Source organism: Streptomyces sp. NPDC087300, assembly GCF_044744425.1.
In the GTDB taxonomy this organism is placed as follows: domain Bacteria; phylum Actinomycetota; class Actinomycetes; order Streptomycetales; family Streptomycetaceae; genus Streptomyces.
This window is the reverse complement of the sequence record NZ_JBIUYI010000003.1, coordinates 773603-790644: the sequence shown is the minus strand read 5'-3', so window position 1 is coordinate 790644 and position 17042 is coordinate 773603. Positions and strand designations below refer to the sequence as shown.

At 65.9% G+C, this 17042-nt stretch carries 15 protein-coding genes and 1 pseudogene; 11 read left to right on the top strand and 5 right to left on the bottom strand.

The features are described from left to right. Nucleotides 1-14: 14 nt before the first annotated feature. Nucleotides 15-500, top strand: a complete 486-nt coding sequence (locus ACIO9J_RS14330; RefSeq protein ID WP_401997704.1) for a PaaI family thioesterase — start codon at nt 15-17, stop codon at nt 498-500. Nucleotides 501-568: 68 nt separating this feature from the next. Here the strand turns inward: ACIO9J_RS14330 and ACIO9J_RS14325 are convergent, their stop codons facing one another. Together ACIO9J_RS14325 and ACIO9J_RS14320 are read right to left on the bottom strand one after the other, a co-directional pair. After that, entirely contained in the window at nt 569-1573 is a 1005-nt protein-coding gene (locus ACIO9J_RS14325; RefSeq protein ID WP_401997701.1) for a Gfo/Idh/MocA family oxidoreductase, read from the bottom strand. A gap of 382 nt (nt 1574-1955) precedes the next feature. Further along, nucleotides 1956-2288, bottom strand: coding sequence for a hypothetical protein (locus ACIO9J_RS14320; RefSeq protein ID WP_401997698.1), 333 nt, complete (start codon nt 2286-2288; stop codon nt 1956-1958). Nucleotides 2289-2488: 200 nt separating this feature from the next. On the opposite strand from ACIO9J_RS14320, the pseudogene ACIO9J_RS14315 reads away from it, so the two are divergent. After that, nucleotides 2489-2653: pseudogene (locus ACIO9J_RS14315) on the top strand (SAM-dependent methyltransferase); the annotation flags it as partial. Between the two features lie 769 nt (nt 2654-3422). Here ACIO9J_RS14315 and ACIO9J_RS14310 read toward each other — a convergent pair. The 3 genes from ACIO9J_RS14310 to ACIO9J_RS14300 all read right to left on the bottom strand — a co-directional run bounded on the left by ACIO9J_RS14310 (nt 3423) and on the right by ACIO9J_RS14300 (nt 6464). Then, nucleotides 3423-4961 (bottom strand): amino acid permease, encoded by a 1539-nt coding sequence (locus ACIO9J_RS14310; RefSeq protein WP_401997695.1) that lies wholly within the window; start codon nt 4959-4961, stop codon nt 3423-3425. A gap of 79 nt (nt 4962-5040) precedes the next feature. Further along, nucleotides 5041-5985: a hypothetical protein gene (locus tag ACIO9J_RS14305; protein WP_401997692.1), complete on the bottom strand. Its 945-nt coding sequence runs from the start codon at nt 5983-5985 to the stop codon at nt 5041-5043. 284 nt (nt 5986-6269) lie between these two features. Next, nucleotides 6270-6464 carry a hypothetical protein gene (locus ACIO9J_RS14300; RefSeq protein ID WP_401997689.1) on the bottom strand — a complete coding sequence of 65 codons (195 nt, stop codon included), beginning with the start codon at nt 6462-6464 and terminating at the stop codon, nt 6270-6272. A 508-nt stretch (nt 6465-6972) separates the two neighbouring features. On the opposite strand from ACIO9J_RS14300, the gene ACIO9J_RS14295 reads away from it, so the two are divergent. The 9 genes from ACIO9J_RS14295 to ACIO9J_RS14255 all read left to right on the top strand — a co-directional run bounded on the left by ACIO9J_RS14295 (nt 6973) and on the right by ACIO9J_RS14255 (nt 17029). Then, the gene (locus ACIO9J_RS14295) at nt 6973-8361 is read left to right on the top strand and encodes a helix-turn-helix domain-containing protein (RefSeq protein ID WP_401997687.1); all 1389 of its coding nucleotides are present in this window, start codon (nt 6973-6975) and stop codon (nt 8359-8361) included. A 39-nt stretch (nt 8362-8400) separates the two neighbouring features. Next, nucleotides 8401-9435, top strand: coding sequence for an asparaginase (locus ACIO9J_RS14290; protein ID WP_401997684.1), 1035 nt, complete (start codon nt 8401-8403; stop codon nt 9433-9435). Between the two features lie 43 nt (nt 9436-9478). After that, entirely contained in the window at nt 9479-9946 is a 468-nt protein-coding gene (locus ACIO9J_RS14285) for a PPC domain-containing DNA-binding protein (RefSeq protein ID WP_401997681.1), read from the top strand. Nucleotides 9947-10179: 233 nt separating this feature from the next. Then, the gene (locus ACIO9J_RS14280) at nt 10180-10920 is read left to right on the top strand and encodes an HAD family hydrolase (protein ID WP_401997678.1); all 741 of its coding nucleotides are present in this window, start codon (nt 10180-10182) and stop codon (nt 10918-10920) included. An 857-nt stretch (nt 10921-11777) separates the two neighbouring features. Beyond that, nucleotides 11778-12452: a class I SAM-dependent methyltransferase gene (locus tag ACIO9J_RS14275; protein ID WP_401997675.1), complete on the top strand. Its 675-nt coding sequence runs from the start codon at nt 11778-11780 to the stop codon at nt 12450-12452. Next, complete coding sequence (locus ACIO9J_RS14270; protein WP_401997672.1) at nt 12449-13765, top strand: N,N-dimethylformamidase beta subunit family domain-containing protein; 1317 nt, start codon at nt 12449-12451, stop codon at nt 13763-13765. Before ACIO9J_RS14275 ends, ACIO9J_RS14270 begins: the two co-directional genes overlap by 4 nt. A gap of 13 nt (nt 13766-13778) precedes the next feature. Beyond that, nucleotides 13779-14921, top strand: a complete 1143-nt coding sequence (locus ACIO9J_RS14265) for a glycosyltransferase family protein (RefSeq protein WP_401997669.1) — start codon at nt 13779-13781, stop codon at nt 14919-14921. A 6-nt stretch (nt 14922-14927) separates the two neighbouring features. Then, complete coding sequence (locus tag ACIO9J_RS14260) at nt 14928-16523, top strand: hypothetical protein (protein ID WP_401997666.1); 1596 nt, start codon at nt 14928-14930, stop codon at nt 16521-16523. Further along, a complete protein-coding gene (locus ACIO9J_RS14255; protein ID WP_401997663.1) occupies nt 16475-17029 on the top strand; it encodes an FkbM family methyltransferase in 555 nt (184 codons plus the stop codon). Before ACIO9J_RS14260 ends, ACIO9J_RS14255 begins: the two co-directional genes overlap by 49 nt. The last annotated feature ends 13 nt before the right edge of the window (nt 17030-17042 follow it).

Here is a 17042-nt window from a genome sequence, read left to right as displayed (position 1 = left end):
ATAGAAGTCCCCTCATGACTGAGTTCCCGCCGAACGAACCCCAGCCGGTCACGCCGGACGAAGAGGTCGAGCCGATCGACTTCGAGATGGCACGGAAGGTCCTGGACGCCCAGCCGTTCAGCCGTCTCGTACGGGCCCGCATCACGCGGTTCGGCGACGGCGCGGCCACGCTGGAGATCGATGTCCGCGAGGAACTCCAGCAGCAGAACGGCTTCCTGCACGGCGGTGTCCTCGCGTACGCCGCGGACAACAGCATCACGTTCGCCGCGGGCACGACCCTCGGCCCCGCCGTGCTGACCTCCGGCTTCTCCATCCAGTACGTACGACCGGCGACCGGCGCCAAGCTGATCGCCCGCGCCACCGTCGCGCACTCGGGACGCCGTCAGGCGGTGGTGCGCTGCGAGTTGCTCACCGTGAGCGGCGCGGCATCGGCGGAACGTCCCGAGGGCGTCGAGGTCCTGTGCGCGATCGCCCAGGGGACGGTGCTCTCCACGGCGTGAGGGGCGAGGGGTGAGCCGTGACGTGTGAGGCGCGTGGCGCGTGTCGTGACGCGTGTGGTGCGTGGGCGTCAGGCGCCCGGAATCTCCGCCATCCGCACGAGCCGCCGCTCGCGCCGCGACTGCTCGCACGCCTCCGCGATCCGCAGCGCGTGCAGCGCCTCGCGGCCGTCGCAGGGGTTCGCCCGCTCGCCGCGTACGACGTCGACGAAGGCCGCGAGTTCCGCCTCGTAGGCGGGCGCGAACCGTTCGAGGAAGCCGGGCCAGGGCTTGTCCGGTGCGCCGGGGCCCATCGGTTCCGTCGAGGTCAGCGGTGTGCGGTCGTCCAGGCCCACCGCCAACTGGTCGATCTCACCGGCCAGTTCCATGCGCACGTCGTAGCCCGCGCCGTTGCACCGGGTCGCCGTCGCCGTGCAGAGCGTGCCGTCGTCCAGGGTGAGCAGGACGGCCGCGGTGCCGACGTCGCCCGCCGCGCGGAACATCGCGGGGCCCGCGTCCGAACCGGTCGCGTAGACCTCGGTGACCTCACGCCCCGTCACCCAGCGCAGGATGTCGAAGTCGTGCACCAGGCAGTCGCGGTACAGACCACCGGAGAGCGGCAGGTACGCGGCCGCGGGCGGCGCCGGGTCCGAGGTGACGGCCCGCACCGTGTGCAGCCGGCCGAGGCTGCCCGCGCGGACGGCGGCCCGCGCCGCCGCGTACCCCGCGTCGAAGCGGCGCTGGAAGCCGAGTTGGAGGACCGTGCCCGCGGCCTCGACCTCGGCGAGCGCGGCGAGCGTGCCCGGCAGGTCGAGCGCGATGGGCTTCTCGCAGAACACCGGGAGCCCGGCGCGGGCCGCCCCGCCGATCAGTTCGGCGTGTGCCGAGGTGGCCGCGGTGATCACCAGGGCGTCCACCCCGAGGGCGAACACCTCCTCGACGGAGGAGGCCGCCTCCGCCCCCAGCCGCTCCGCGAGGTCGGCCGCCCGGGTGCCGTCCACGTCGGCGACGACCAGGGACGTCACCTCGGGGTGACGGCCGAGGGCCGCCGAATGAAATGTGCCGATACGGCCCGTTCCGATGAGTCCGATGCGCATGCACCCACACTCGCCACGCCCCGCGGCTCCTGTCAATGCTTTGTCCTGACAACCGCACTGTCCTGACAACAGAACTTCAGAGATGGTGGCTTCTGCTTCCGGACCAAGTTAGGAACCCGGGATCTCCCCAGGTCGGCGCCTCATCAATGCAGGTCAGAGGCTTGCAAGTGCAGGGTGGGGGCTGTAGCTGGACGGTGTTCTTGCCTGGTCTATCCGTAGTTTTCCCTGGCTGTCGTTAGCGTTCTGTCCCCCGACCGTCCCCCGGGATGTCCCCCTGCAAGGAGCTGGGGCTTCCGGTTAACGTGTCTCCTCAAATCCCCAGGTGACCGGTTGCTCGGCGATCGACTGACCACCAGTCCGGGTTCGCGGCGGTTAGCGGAAACTACCTGCTGCTCTTCTGCCCTTGCTGCAGGCGCTCGCGGTCCTCATCGAGCCTCGCACGGGACTGCGCTACTGCTTCCATGTCGACGGGCGCCTGCACTCCGAGCTCGGCATGCACACGCTGGTAGACGCCGTCCTCGAGCAGCGAGAGTTCGACATTGCGCCACGGGGGCGGGCCGACGAGCGCGGTGAGCTTCTTGATGCGGTCGGTGAGGAAGTCGCAGCGCATGGACCAGTGGCCGCGAAGGGCATCGTCGCGGGCCGCGTCGAGGTCGTTCCAGAGGTTGTCGAGTTCCGCGCGGATGGCTCCGCGCAGGGTTTCGAGCTCGCTCATGTGGTCTTCCGTCCTGTCTCGGTGGCGATGTCATCGTGCCAGTGGTGCGTCGGCGGTGACGCTGCCGCGGTGGCGCGGGTTCTTGGTGGTCTGGTGGCTGGTTGGCCTTCACGGTGGTGCGGTGACGGCATCAAGTGGTTCGAGTGGCGGTCCGACGTAGCGTCTGAGGGCCAAGTCAGCGGTGAAGAGCGGAGAGGCCCATGCACGGCGCAGGCGATCGGATCGATACTTCGACGGCGCACTCGGCGCGGGTGTACGACTACATCTTGGGAGGTAAGGACCACTACCTCGTCGATGTTGAGGCGGGCGACAAGATGTGCGAGCACTGGCCGGCGCTTCCGGTGCACATGCAGGTCGAGCGGCGCTGTACGCCACTGAGTCTGACGTATGCGTGCCGGCGCTGGATATGAGGCCAGGGCCAGATGCATGCGGCCGAGGAGTAGACCGATGTGCTGGGCGCGCGGCACAGTCAGCGGCTTCGTGGCCACCCTGCCGGGCGCCTCGTCATTCACCACCCAGCCCGCGCCGTCAAGGCAGGTGAGGATCTCTCCGTCCCGGTTGCGCCACACCCGCGGGGTGGGTACACGGGCAGTGCGGCAGAACACCGACATGGCCCACGCGGCCTGCGCGCGCTCCAGATCAGCGGTGATCCGGTACTGACTGACGTAGATCCGCCGCGAATCCGCCAAGGTGACGCGTCGGGTGATGGTCTCGGTGCCGATCGATACCGGTTCGGCGGCGGCCAGGTCGACGCCGTAACGGTCGGACAGCATCTTGGGCAGAGCCTCGTCGCCGCGAGCGGCCTCCTCCACGGCTCACCCCTCGACTGTTCGAAGCCGGTTCTGCTGGGAAGCCTTGGCGGTGACGGTGCAGGTGTCGGTCATCGCGGGCAGCAGGCTGTGATACGCGGTGGGGAGGATCTTCACGGTGACGTGGCTCTCTTCTTCACGCTTGAACTCCGGGGATCAACTCGATGCCCGTAGTTGGCTGGGTGGGGAGGATGTCAGGTTCCACTCACAGCTGGATGTCACCAGCAGGTGTTCACAGCCACTTCCATGAGCAAGGCGGATCGGGATTGTCGGCCGAGGCGGCGGCTCTGCGCTGCAGCCCCGGCTGCCTGCCGAAGAAGCGGGGTCAGCGTGTCGGCTGCCGAGGCATTCCCGTCGAAGCGGGGAGCATCGGAGTGCTGTTCTTCGGGTGCGCCGAGTTCAGGAACCATTTCCTGGCCGAGACGAGCCACCAGGAGCCAGAGAAGACCAACACCACACCGACGGCGACCGGGGCGTAGTTGAACGTCTCCATGGTCACCGGGACCGCCTGGGGCAGCATGAACAGCACTGCGATCACCACAACCCACAGCACGGCGATGATGCCAACGGGCTTGGACCAACGCCCCAGGTGCCACGGGCCACGCCGGAAGTCATCGCCCTGACGCAGACGCAGGAGCGTCGGGATGACGTAGGCGATGTAGAGGCCGATCGTCGCGATGGACGTGACTGCGGCGTACGCGGTGCTATTGAACAGGTAGGGCAGGCCGAGGACGAAGGCGCCACCAGCGGCGAGCCAGACCGCGTTGGTCGGCGTGCGGGTTCCGGGGTGCAGTTTGTGCCACACCCGGGAGAAGGGCAGGGCTCCATCACGGGAAAAGGCATAGATCATGCGGGAGTTGGCAGTCACGCTGGCCATGCCGCAGAAGAGCTGGGCGCCGATGACGATGAGGAGCATCATCTTGCCGGTACTTTCGCCCAGCGCGTCGAGGAAGATCTGCGCGGGCGGTGCCCCGGTCGCGGAGTCGAGGGCACCGCTGTAGGACTGGATCGCGGTGGTCAGCCCGAAGAGGAGCACGAAGCCCGCGGCCCAGGAGACAAGGATGGAGCGGACGATGCCTTTGGGGCCTTCGACAGAGGCGTTCTTCGTCTCCTCGGTCATGTGGGCGGAGGCGTCGTAGCCGGTGAAGGTGTACTGAGCCATGAGCAGGCCGATGAGCGCGACGTAGACGGCCGATCCCCAGCCGGTGTTGTTGACGAACTCTCCGAAGACGAACGAGGGCGACTGATGCGTGTCCGGGATGGCCAGGAGAGTGCCGACGATCACCACGACGCCGATCAGATGCCACCACACCGACACCGTGTTGAAGAACCCGACGATGCGGACCCTGAACGTGTTCACCAGTCCGTGCAGGAGCAGGATGATCCCGAACAGGGTGATGGTGTGGCCCGGGGTGGCCTCATAGCCGAACTCGAGGTTGAGGTAGGCGTTGAGGAAGTTGGCGGCCCCGAAGTCGATGCCCGCGGTGACGGCCACCTGCCCGAGCGTGTTGAACCAGCCGGTGAACCAGGCCCAGGCTGCGGCGGACCTTCGGGGTGCCAGCTTGTGGGCCCAGAAGTAGAGGCCGGCCGACGTCGGATAGGAGGAGCAGACCTCCGCCATGGCCAGGCCAACGAACAACGTCATCAGGCCGACGAACACCCAGCCCCACATGATCAGTGCGGGACCGCCGGTGTTCATGCCGAACGCGTACATGGTCAAGCAGCCACTCAGAATGCTGATGATCGTGAAGCTGACCGCGAAGTTCTGTCTGCCGCTCATGCTGCGGTCGAGGGTCTGGGTGATGCCCAGCTCGGCGAGGCGCTCCTCTTCCGACTGCGCGGCATTTGGAATCTCTAAGGGCATAGGGATGCCTCCTAAGTGATGGTGATGGTCAACTCGTGCGGTGCTGCGATGGGTTGGACCCGACTCTTCGGTCTGGGGGTCAGGGCTCGGAGACCTTCATCGCCCAGCCGCGGTGCCGGAGGAACAGCTTCTGGGCGTCGCCGCAGTAGCTCCACGGCACATCGGAGGCGTACGGGCCGATGGCATCGAAGATGTCCGCGGCTTCCAGATGTCGTCCCGCGAACGACAGAGCGTGCGCAAGGTAGTTGGCGTCCTCGTGGAAGGCGGCGTGTCGCCGTGCGGGCGCCCGGCAAGACCAGCAGTCCTCCCACGCCTGCCAAGTCGACGGATTGTCCCTCCACGGGTGAACCGACAATCCGTAACGGTCGCCGTCCACTTCCATGCGCAGACGGTGCGATTCAGCAAGGGCAACCAACGGCAGCACGTGCAGCGGCAGCCCGCGCGGAGTGTGGGCACACCGTTCCTGCGCCCAATGGAAGACCTCGCCGCCGGTGCCGTGCCAGGAGGGGAAGAGGTAGGTGAGAAGTTCGTGGTGCGCCTCTCGATTCCACGGATCGCACTCCACTGCCTGCTTCCACACCTGCTCCAGCGTGGCGCGCCATTCGCGGTCCCGGGGCGGCGAATGGCAGCGCGTCAACGCGAGCATGACAACGTACGGGGAGGGATCGTGCGGTAAGGCGTCAGCTGCGGCATCGCAGGTATCCCACGCCTGCTGGATCGCCTCGTTGAGCCCACGGCCTCGGCCACCGGCCATCGACCTCAGGGCCAGCACGTTGGCCATCAGGGCCAGGGCGTGCGGAGAGCGTGGCTCCGCCTGCGCCCATGTGTCCGCGAACGTTAGGCGCATTCCGGTATGGGCGAGTACCTGCAGACGGAAGATCCGCCTGTCCCAGTCGGAGCCCGTCGTGGCGAGGAGCTCGCGGGCGGCCTCCCACCGGCCCATCGCGGCATCTTCGATCACGTTGCCGAGGGCAGCGTCGTCCCGGGCCGGATGCCGGTCGAGGGCAATTCTGCGGCTACCCATGGCTGCCCCGTCTCGGGCATTCCTCGGAAGCGGCGACTTGCTGGCTCTCGGTGAGAGGAGCCTTCCCTCGTACCTGGAGTCCGTTCGCGCCGTCCGCCGCGGTGGACGAGAAGCCTCTGCACGCCAACGGCGCCACAGTGGTGGCCAGGTGCATCGTCCAGCGCATAGGCGTATCTGGCATCGGCATCATCGGAAGTCCTCGGGTCACGTCCAGTAGTCGGAAGGCCGTCGGGGTGCGGGTGAAAGGAGGGGAGTCAGAACTTCACCGCTCCCCGACGGCTGGCCTAGAAGTTGATCTTCGCGATCAGGTCGGCTGCGCCCTGCACGCCGTCCCTGATGTTCGGCGCAGCAGAGCTGCCGGCGAGAAAGAAGCCGAACAAGATGCACACGACGCCGTGCGCGACCTTCAGGCCCGACTTCTTCACGAGGAGGAAGACGATCACGCCCAGAAGCACGACGGCGGAGAAGCTAACGACCACGACAGGTCTCCGGGCGGGGGCACCTGCCACGGCATGACCGGTGCTGCGCTGACGGACGCCGCAGGGCTGCCTGCGGCAAGGGTTGATCCATGCGTACGCGTAAGGCCGAGAACACCTTGGACTCCGGTGGCCGAGATCAGGGACAGCTAAACCAGCAGCGCGAGCAGCATGAAACGCCTGAAAGATCCGATCCCAGATAGTTCGTCGCTACCCCGCACTGCGGGAGACCTCAGAGTGGTGGGAAAACGCGCAGTGTGCACAGTGCCCGGGTGATATCACTGGAGTGATTTCGGTTCTACCAGGGGCAGTTGGGCTATCAGGTCCGTGTTCAACCCGGGAGGCAGAAGTGCTTACGCAGTCGCCGCGACGCTGTGAACGTTGCGGCTGTCGGCTAAGCCAGTACAACTCCGGAACAAGATGCTCGGCGTGCCTCCGCTTACGCGACATGTCCCCAGCCACTCCCTCTGTTCCGGAACGCGTGTGGCGAAATGCTGACGTTCAACAAGCCTTGGCAGCATGGGATTTCAGCCAAGTGGTACGGCTAATCCGGCAGCATGGATCCCTGCGCCAAGACGATGTTGCTCAACTGACCGGACTCAGCCAGGCGTTCCTCTCCATGCTCGAAGCAGGGCGCCGACGCCTCACCAATATCGACAAAATCGCCGAGTTCCTCTCCGGCCTCGGGGTACCTCCCGAGATCTCACCTCTGCCGCTTCCTCGCCGGGCTCAGCCACCTGTAAGAACGGACATCGGTGAGACGCTCACAGAGGGACCAGGACACCTGCTCCTGCCCGGCGGCCGCAACCTCGCTCCCACGTTGCTGCCCGCGCTCACCAGATCGGCAGCCTCATTCCGCGGCCACACACTGTGCCTCGAGCCGAACACGGACACCGAGGCGTGGAGCCGGATGCCGCTCCGGGCGCTGCTCGCTACTTCCCACACCGTCGACGGGACACGACGGCACTTCGTCATGGACGCGCGCCAAGGCGACCGGCACCAAGCGGGCGACGTCTTCGCGATCCCCGCGGCCTACGAACTCGACGACCTCACCTACGGAATCCTGTGGGCTGTAGCGGGGTTCGATTCCGCCATTCTTGGCGACGACACGGCTCTCCACGATCTGCTGGCTCCCCCTCCGAAGCCCTCGTTAGCAGACAACGGCACGCTGCCTGCCCGAGACAGCCTCGCCGACGGATCGCAGATGCTCGTCGGCTCCCAGACGTGTGCCGCGTTCATCCTCGAACAGCGCGACGCACTGACCGACGACCCTGTCTTCTGGACCCGCGAACAGCGCGGGGAAGAGGCCGCGACCTGGCTGATCTTCCAGCACAAGCACCGCTACCTCCAGGAGATGGCTCCCAGACGGGCCCACAGCGGGGTCGGGCGTGCCTTTTGCGTCCCCCGTTCCGAGATCGCTGCCTCGCCCGCGTACGAGCGTGTTCTGCTGTTCCTCGCCCTCGCACTCATGGAGTCGTACGGCGTCACGACCTGGCTCACCGACGAGCCAGACCTCCAGCAGACGGACGGTTTCGTACTGGTCCCCGGACACCGTGTCGCCATCGCTACTTGGGTGCGTGCAGAGCCCTCGCCCCAGATGGCTCTGGCCGCCGCAGCACCCACGCTTAGGACGTTCACGGATCTTACTGGGCATGCCCAGGCGCACACGATCACCGCAGGATCGACACCTGGACAGAGGCTGGCAGCGACTGCGGACTACCTCGGCCTTGACCGCCCATGGCTGACCCGCCGCTGCCGGCAACTCGCAACCGTGGGCGCCACGGGGCTGGCCAGACCTCGTAGTCGCCACCTCAGCCTCGATGCCCTGGACATCGCCTGCTCCTACGTGGCTGCTGAATTGCAGCCCGAGGCTGGCGGCCACCGCGTGGAGAGCCGATAACCTGCACCGAACGATCACTGTCTAGTGAGATGCACTGATATGCAAGTGGGCAGGTACGGAAGGGAAGTTGGGGCGATGGTCGGAGTGGCAACAACGGTGGCGGTCTACTCACTGGGAGGCACCATCGCCATGACCACCGACCCGACGACCGGGGGTGTCGTACCAGCCCTGTCTGCCCAGGACCTCCTCGCAGCCGTCCCCGGCCTGGACCACCGCGGCATCCATCTGTGTGTGCATGACTTCCGCCGAGTCCCCGGCGCCTCGCTCACCTTCGACGATCTCACCGAACTCAGCGCGGCAATCGACAAGAATCTCGATGGCGGCGACATTGACGGAGTCGTGATCACGCAGGGCACGGACACCATTGAGGAGACCGCGTTCTTCCTTGACCTTCACCACGGCCGCGACCAGCCGGTCATCGTCACCGGTGCCATGCGCAACCCCACCATGGCCGGACCCGACGGACCTGCCAACCTGTACGCAGCCGTTCTCGCCGCAGCCGAGCCCCAGCTGCGCGGAGCCGGCGCTCTGGTCCTGCTGAACGACGAGATCCACGCGGCCCGGCACGTCCGCAAGGCGCACAGCACCAGCCCCGCAGCCTTCACCTCACCTGGCGCGGGCCCCCTCGGCCGCGTAGCCGAAGACCGTGTACGCCTGACAATGCCCCTGCCACGACGGCACCGCGTGGTACAGCCGCCGAGCCGCGACGCGCGCGTGGGCCTGTACACCGTCAGCCTCGGCGACGACGGCACCCTGCTGCACGCGTGGGACGGCCAGTGCGACGGCCTCGTCGTTGCGGCCTTCGGCGTTGGCCACGTCCCGCAGCCGCTCGTCGAGGCACTGGGTGAACTCGCCTCGCGCATCCCCGTGGTCCTCGCCTCGCGCATCGGCAACGGCCCTGTCCTGACCGGAACGTACAGCTTCCCCGGATCAGAGAAGGACCTTATCGGCCGCGGTCTCATCCCAGCCGACGACCTCGGCCCGTACCAGGCGAGGCTCCTGCTCCATGCGCTGCTGGCCCAGGAAGCCGACCACAGCACAATCACCGATGCGTTCGCGACCTTCGCGGCATGACCTGCCGCTCAACAGCCCGCCTTCAGACTCTAAGGATTCCCGCATGCGCGCCTACGAACTGACGATCGGCCGCACCTTCGGCGTTACCTTCGACCACGGCGAGGACTTCTTCGACACGCTCTCCGTGTTCTGCCGCGAGAACGGGATTCGTCAGGGCTACGTTCCCTCGTTCATCGGGGCCTTCGCTGAAGCTGAAATCGTGGGAGCCTGTGAGAAGTTGGACGACCCGGACGCCCCCGTCTGGGCCAAGACGTACGTCACTAACGTCGAGGCATTCGGCGCTGGCACTCTCGCTCACGATCCGGAGACCGGCGGTATCCTCCCGCATATCCACGTTTCCGCCGGACTCAAGGCACAATCGGCTGACGGCCGTACCAGCCACCTGCTGAACGCCAAGGTCCAGTTCCTCAGCGAGCTCTTCGTGGTCGAGGTCGTCGCGCCGACCATGACCCGGCCGCGCAACCCTGCCCTGTATGACGTGCCCCTGCTTACCTTTGGCGCTGCGCAATGAGCTGCTCGCGCCCCACAGTTACTCGACCGGCGCACCACGCAGTGCCGTCATAGCAGTACGACCTGCTCGCGTAAGGATCAAACCCCACGGCGTGCCCGCACTGGGCTCTCGATGTGACGGACGGACCTTCGGCCGACCCGCCTCAGTGAGCACGTCGAGTTAATGCTCAGCTACCTCTAGGCGGTCAGGAAAGCCACGTACGTTCAAGACGTCATTCTCACGGGAGCAAGGAATTGAACGATGCCGAAGAGCCACAGACGCTCATCCTCTGGGACATCGACCGCACGCTGCTCTACGTCGGCGACATCGACCGCCAGGTGTACCGCGAGACGTTTGCCGAAGTCGTCGGCCGCCCGGCCGAGCACCTGCCGGCCCGTGGCACCGGCGTCACCATGCCCCTCGCGATCCGGTCCCTGCTCCTGGAGAACGGCGTCACCGAGGAGATGGTCCCAGAGCTGTTGCCCCGGATGGTGGGACTGCTGCCCAAGCGGCTCGCAGGTCACACAGGTGATCTTCGGAGCCAAGGGGTCCTCATGCCTGGAGCGGTGACTGCGCTGCAGGCCGTGTGTCGTCACAAGGGCTGGGTGCCGACGGCCGTCACCGGGAACCTCAAGCCGAACGCACTGCTGAAGCTCGCAGCCTTCAACCTCGACAAGTACCTGGACACCGAGATCGGCGGATACGCCTCCGACGACGTCCATCGGCCTGCCCTCGTTGGCATCGCGCAGAAGCGTGCGCAGGCCAAGCACGGCACAGCCTTCACGCGCAACAACACGGTCATCATCGGGGACTCCCTTGAGGACGTCCGCACTGGTCGTGAAGGAGGTGCCAAAGTCATCGGCGTCGCATCCGGCACCACGTCTGCCGACGCTCTCGAAGGCGCTGGCGCCAACGCTGTTGTGCAATCACTTGAGGACATCGACACGGTGACGAACCTAATCGCGATGTTTGCCCTCAAAGGCGGACGTCCCTGACCGAAGGAGGAGCCAATGATAGTTCCTTCGCATCGCAGACCCATCGTGAGTTACCACAAGGGCAGTGTGTACGGGCCTCGGTCATGAGGCCGAGCTCTGGAAACGAGCCCACAGCGTATGCGATCGGGATGCTCACGTTTGGCGGTGGCGCTCTCCTGCTGAGCGAGCTGTTCGGGGTGTGGATCGCGTTCACGGTTGTTGTCGCGATCACCATTGTGATCACTCTGGGGACTATGAAGCGTCGACGCGAGGGCTGTCGTCACGACGAGCAAGCTGCGTGGGAACGCATTCTGAGAGAAGAATGGGGCTATCGCAGGGAGTAGTCCAGGAGTCCACAGATCGGTGCCCATAAATCGCCAGGCTCGGTGCATGCCTGAGACGCGCCCTCGGGCGTGCTGGTGCAAAGCCTGGGGAGATGTCATTGTGCTCTTCGCACTGATGGGTAGTTCCGGAATCCCGTGACAGTGACGCCAGCGGCCGTGAGCATCTCCACCCCCACCGACAGACCGCTGGCTCCGCAGGATTCACCGGACCAATGCTGCGATACCGCGCGGACACGGTGACGTGTCTCTTCCCGTTTAGTCGCATGGCTACGGCCACTTGCATCGCCAACTGCCGCGACATCACCCGGGTGATATCACCTCTGCAATGTGCGCCTCAGCGCAACATCCTGCACGGTTGAGAACCGTCGCGACGCCGAGGTCAGCATCTCGGCCGAGATCGATTCCCGAAGCACGTTGTGTGTTCCCGCACGTACCGGTGGCTCATCGAGTATCAGTCCACCGTTCTCCACTACTTGCCCAGCCGCTTGGCCGACCAGCGCGGCAGCACCGCCATGCGTACAGAGAGGGATCATCATGCACGCCACACCGGACGAGCGCACGCTCGGCCACTGGTCGCAACGCCAGATCGCCTACTACCGCGCACGGGCCTCCGAGTACGACACCTCGTACGCCGATCGGATGCGTATGGCTCAACTCAAGAATGCCCTCGACACGTGGCCGATCAGTGGCGACGTTCTGGAACTGGCATGCGGTACGGGCCAGTGGACCCAGTTGCTCTCCAACCGCGCGAACAACCTGACGGCGCTTGACGCTGCGCCCGAGATGTTGGATGTCGCCCGCACCCGGATGCAGGGAGTGGCCACACGCTTCATCGAGGCGGACATCTTCCAGTGGGAGCCCGACCGCCAGTACGACACCATCTTCTTCGCCTTCTGGCTCAGCCACGTACCGCCCGCAGCGATGTCCAGCTTCTGGGACATGCTGCGGCGGGCCCTGAAACCAGGTGGCTGCGTGGTCTTCCTCGACGACTCGCGGGCGAAGGCGGAGATCGAAGAGCAGGTGCCCGAGGAGCAGGTACCGACCGTGCTCCGCACCCTCGCCGACGGTACGCAGCACCTCGCCGTCAAGGTGCTGCACGACTCGGCCGATCTCACTCGGCATCTGAACGACCTCGGGTGGGAGGCCCACGTTGAGCAGTTCGACCGCTACCACGTCGGCGGCATCGCGCGGCCCAGGAGCCACAAGTGATCAGCGTCAACGGCTATCCGGCGCGTCCCAGCGTGCGCGCCGGCGACGTAGTCCGACTGCACGTCGCCACAGAAGCCCCCCGGTTTCACGTCGACTTCTACCGCTGGGGAGCTACTCCCCGGCACACGGGTCATGTCGAGTGGCCGGGACGAGTGGCCGCCCCGGGCCGGTTCGACGAGGACTGGCAATGGCCCGCATATGAGTTCCGCGTTCCGCACGACTGGAAATCCGGGGTCTACATCGCGGTCCTGAGCACAGAGCTGACATCCGACGCACCGGCCATGGACTCGCGGGACGCCAGGATGCTGCTGGTCGTCACACCAGCCGCTCGCGCGGCTGGAAGAGTCCTCTACAAGATCCCGACCTTCACCTACCACGCCTACAACACGGCGGGCGGAGGCAGCCTGTACAGCGCCTCCCGCGTGACGCTACGCCGTCCCGGAGGCGGTGTGGGAGGCCCCGTCAAGGGTCTGCCCGACCCATACGACACCGCCTCCCCCCGCCAGACCTTCGCACACTGGGACGCGCCCTTCATCTCCTGGATGGAGGGCACCGGGATCGACGCCGACTACTGCACGGACCTGGACCTCCACGAAGGACGGCTCCTCAGTGACGGGTACCAGCTCCTGATCTCCGCCGGTCACGACGAGTACTGGAGCGCCCAGACCCGCCGGAACGTCACCGCATTCCGGGATGCAGGAGGCAACATCGCCAACTTCGGGGCCAATACCTGCTGGTGGCGGGTGAACGTCTCCTCGGATGGAGCGGGGCTTGACTGCATCAAGTTCCCGCCCGAAGCACCCGCCGGGACCGACCCCGACAGCTCGCACGGATGCCCGGACCACTGGTGGGAGACAGAACCCGAGAACACCCTGCTCGGAGTGAGCTACCGCAACGGCGGTGGTCACTGGGACGGCCTCCGCACCCCCCTCGGGTTCACCATCACCGACGCCGAGCACTGGGTGTTCGCTGGAACCGGCCTGAAGACCGGCGGCATCCTCGGCAGCGACGGCGCACTGATCGGATACGAGTGTGACGGCGCAGCGTACGAGATCGACGAGTTCGGTCGCCACCGCCCAGCGGGCCAGGACGGCACCCCGAAGAACTTCGAGATCCTCGGCGTCGCCCCGCTGCCCCCGGAGTGGAACTTTGCCGCCCGGGAACCGATGCCCAGCCCACGAGCGGCAACCCTCGGCCTCTTCACCGCTGCCGGCACGGTCTTCACCGCAGCCACCACTGACTGGGCCCGTCTGCTGGCCACCGACCCCCAGGTCGCGGCCATCACCCGCAACGTCATCACCCACCTTGCCTGACGAAGGGATCGTCGTGTCCGGACTCGCACAGCCCCTCAACGTGATCATCGGAGTCAACGGCATCGGAATGGGGCACTCGGTCAGACAGGGCGTGCTCGCCCAGTACCTCCGCGACCGCGGACATCAGGTGCGCATCATCACCAACGGCAGTGCCCGCGTCGACTACTTCAAGGACCTCGGATTCCCCGCATGGGACGCATGGCTGCCCACAGTCATCGCCCGAGATGACCGTATCCACGCCATCGACGCGGTGCGGGCGAACATCAAACAGGCACCTGCCGGAATCGCCCGGCACTTACGCCTGCGCCGCACCGTCAGGGAAGGTGGTGTGCCGGACGTCTTCATCACGGACTACGAGCCCAACACTTCGCGCCTGGCCTATCACTTCGGTAAGCCGCTCATCTCCATCGATCAGCAGAGCAAGTACCGTCACCTCAACCTGCCGAGGGTCGGCCGATACGCGCGCACTGCGGAGGAGCAGCGACTGCGCTACTTCACGCCCCGCGCCGACCGCTTCTTCATCTGCTCTTACGTCCCCTTGGACGCCGACAACCAGACGCTGGAGTTCATCCCTCCCGTTGTCCCGGATCTGGTCCGCTCCGCGCCGGTCACCACCGAACCCCTTGCTGTGGCCTACTTCTCGCGCTACTTCGACTACGGCCCCGAAGACTCTGTTCGCGCCCTCGTCGAGGTCTTCCGCGAACACGTTCCCGACCGGGCCCTGCGCGTCTACGCGCACGGGGACGAGATCGGTAACCTCCGCCAGTACGCCGACGGGCAGATCGAGATCTGCGCCTTCGACCGACAGGCATTCGTCACCGATCTGGCACGGTCCGAAGTTGTCTTTTCCAACGCCGGATTCAACCTCATCAGCGAAGCCTTCGTCCTCGGCAAACCCGTCCACCTGGTACCACTGCCCACATACGATCAGCATTGGTGCGCCAAGGTCGTCCACGAGGCAGAACTCGGCACCGGGGCACCGCACATCGACCGCGAGGCGGTGCTCGACTTCCTGAGCCGCAGCCGCGAGCTTCGCCACAACGTCGAGCGCCACCGCGACCAGCACCTCACATCCGATCCCCGCGAGCGGATCGCCACCTATCTGGAGAGCCTTCCGGCGACAAGCCGCCCGGCGACCACCCACCCTGTCGGGTAGCCGGCCATGGAGATCACTCCGCTCCAAAGTTCCCTAGACACAGCAGTGACGGTGCTCGCCGTCGTGGTCTGCTACCGATTCACGGTCTCGCCCGCTGTACGTGCACTCGCCCAGAGGTCCAGAGCACTGCGCGCTGTCATCTATGCCGCCGTGCCCGCTGTGCTCCTCGCGTTTCGCCCGCTGCCCGAGCCGGGGCCGCTGCGGTGGGTTGTTGTCTTCGTAGTTACGCTACTTACTTGGCAGGGCATCACCAGCGACTACGACGTGACTCAGCCCCTCGGTCCGCAGCGCCACGACAAGCTTCTTCTTCTGCTCCTCGCAGCCGCGTCGTGTTTGTGGACACCAGCCCTACTTCCGTGGCTGGCTGTGTACTGCGGCAAGCTGCGCGGGTGGAGGCATCACGCGATGATGCCGCTACGGCTGCTCAAGGCGTACCTCGCCTGGTTCCTCGTCGCGCTCTTGATCGGTCCCCGAATGTCCGCCAGCGGGCTGCTTTTGGTCCTCGGCTGCGTCTCGCTGTCTCACTACGTCAAGCCGACCTGGAGCAAAGCCCGCCTGGGGCCACGCCCATGGTCGTGGGCCTGGCACAACCGCACCCACTACCTTGTGGCCTCCGCATACTCCTGGGGCTGGGCGCGGTTTCTGCGAGCCGACACCGTTTCTCGTGTACTGCGTGGAGTACGCATCGTCGATCGACCAGCCAACTTCCTCACGGTGGCCATCGAACTTGTCGGTCTCGTCGCCTTCCTCGACCGGCGGCTCCTGATCGCGGCCCTGATAGCCACCGCCCTGTTCAATCTGGCCGTCGCCCTGGCCTCCGGCATTCTCTTCTGGGAGAACATCTGCGCCAACATCGCCCTCGCGATCGCCATCGTCCTCCTGCCCAACCAGGGGTACGAAACAGCGTTCGGCTGGACCGCGGTGCTGATCGCCAGCGTAGTGATCCTCCTCAGCGTCGCCGATCTCCTGTGGCAGCCCTGGCACTTGGGCTGGTGGGACTCGCCTTTCACGGCACGCATCCACTGGCAGGTGGAGACCGTCTCCGGTGCCGAGTTCGGCCTCTACAACAACTACATGTGCCCGTACGAGCGGGAGTTCGGTCGCGTCCTCGGTTACTTCCTCACCACCGAGCCCATCGTCCACGGTCACCTCGGCATCGTCTGGGACCAGCAGCTACGCGACCGCCTCGCCCAATCCAATGGCGACCCTGACGAACTGCGCACGCTCAAGGAGACCTACGGCAGAGCACAGACGGATCAGGCGCAAGCACACGAACACATCGCGTTCCTGACCACGATGTTCACCCGCCTGAACGCCGGCACTCCGAAAGGCCCCTTGCCTCCTTCCTTGCGCCACCTGAAAGCGCCAGGCGGCCAGCTCTACTACTGGGGCGACTTGCCCCCCTACCGCGGTGAAGAGCCAGTCCGCCGCATCACCATCCGCTACCAGGAACGCTGCTACCGCCCAGGCACAGGCGACTTCGTCCTGCTCACTGATCACACCGTGGAGGAGATCGAACTCCTCACGCCCTCAACCGACCGTAGGAGCACCCCGTGCGCAAGGTCTTCATCGACTGCGGAACCAACCTCGGAGTCGTCCTGAACCGCTTCATCAACGAACTCCCGGACCACGACTTCTACGCCTTCGAGCCCAACAAGGAACTTCACCCGTCCATCCAAGAGCAGATCGCACAGGCACCCCCTCCTCGCCACATCGAGGTCTCGGACAGTGCGGTCTGGACGCACGACGGGACGATCGACCTCTTCCTCGGCCATCACGAGAGCTCCACCGTGATGCCCGGCAAGCGCGTCCCGCCGATGTACGACCAACAGATCGACTACAGCACTCCCGTCTCCGTGCCGGCGGCCGACTTCAGCGCCTGGCTGCGCCGCACCATCACCCCAGGCGATCACGTCGTCGTGAAGATGGACATCGAGGGCGCCGAATACCCCGTCCTGTCCAAACTGCTCGCCGACGGAACGATCAACCTCATCTCCGTCCTCTACATCGAGTGGCACTTCGATCGCTTCCCCGCCATGAACCAAGCCGATCACGACCGGCTGTTCAAAGCCGTATCCGAGTGCGTCGACGTACGCGAGTGGGACTAACCGGAGGAAGGGG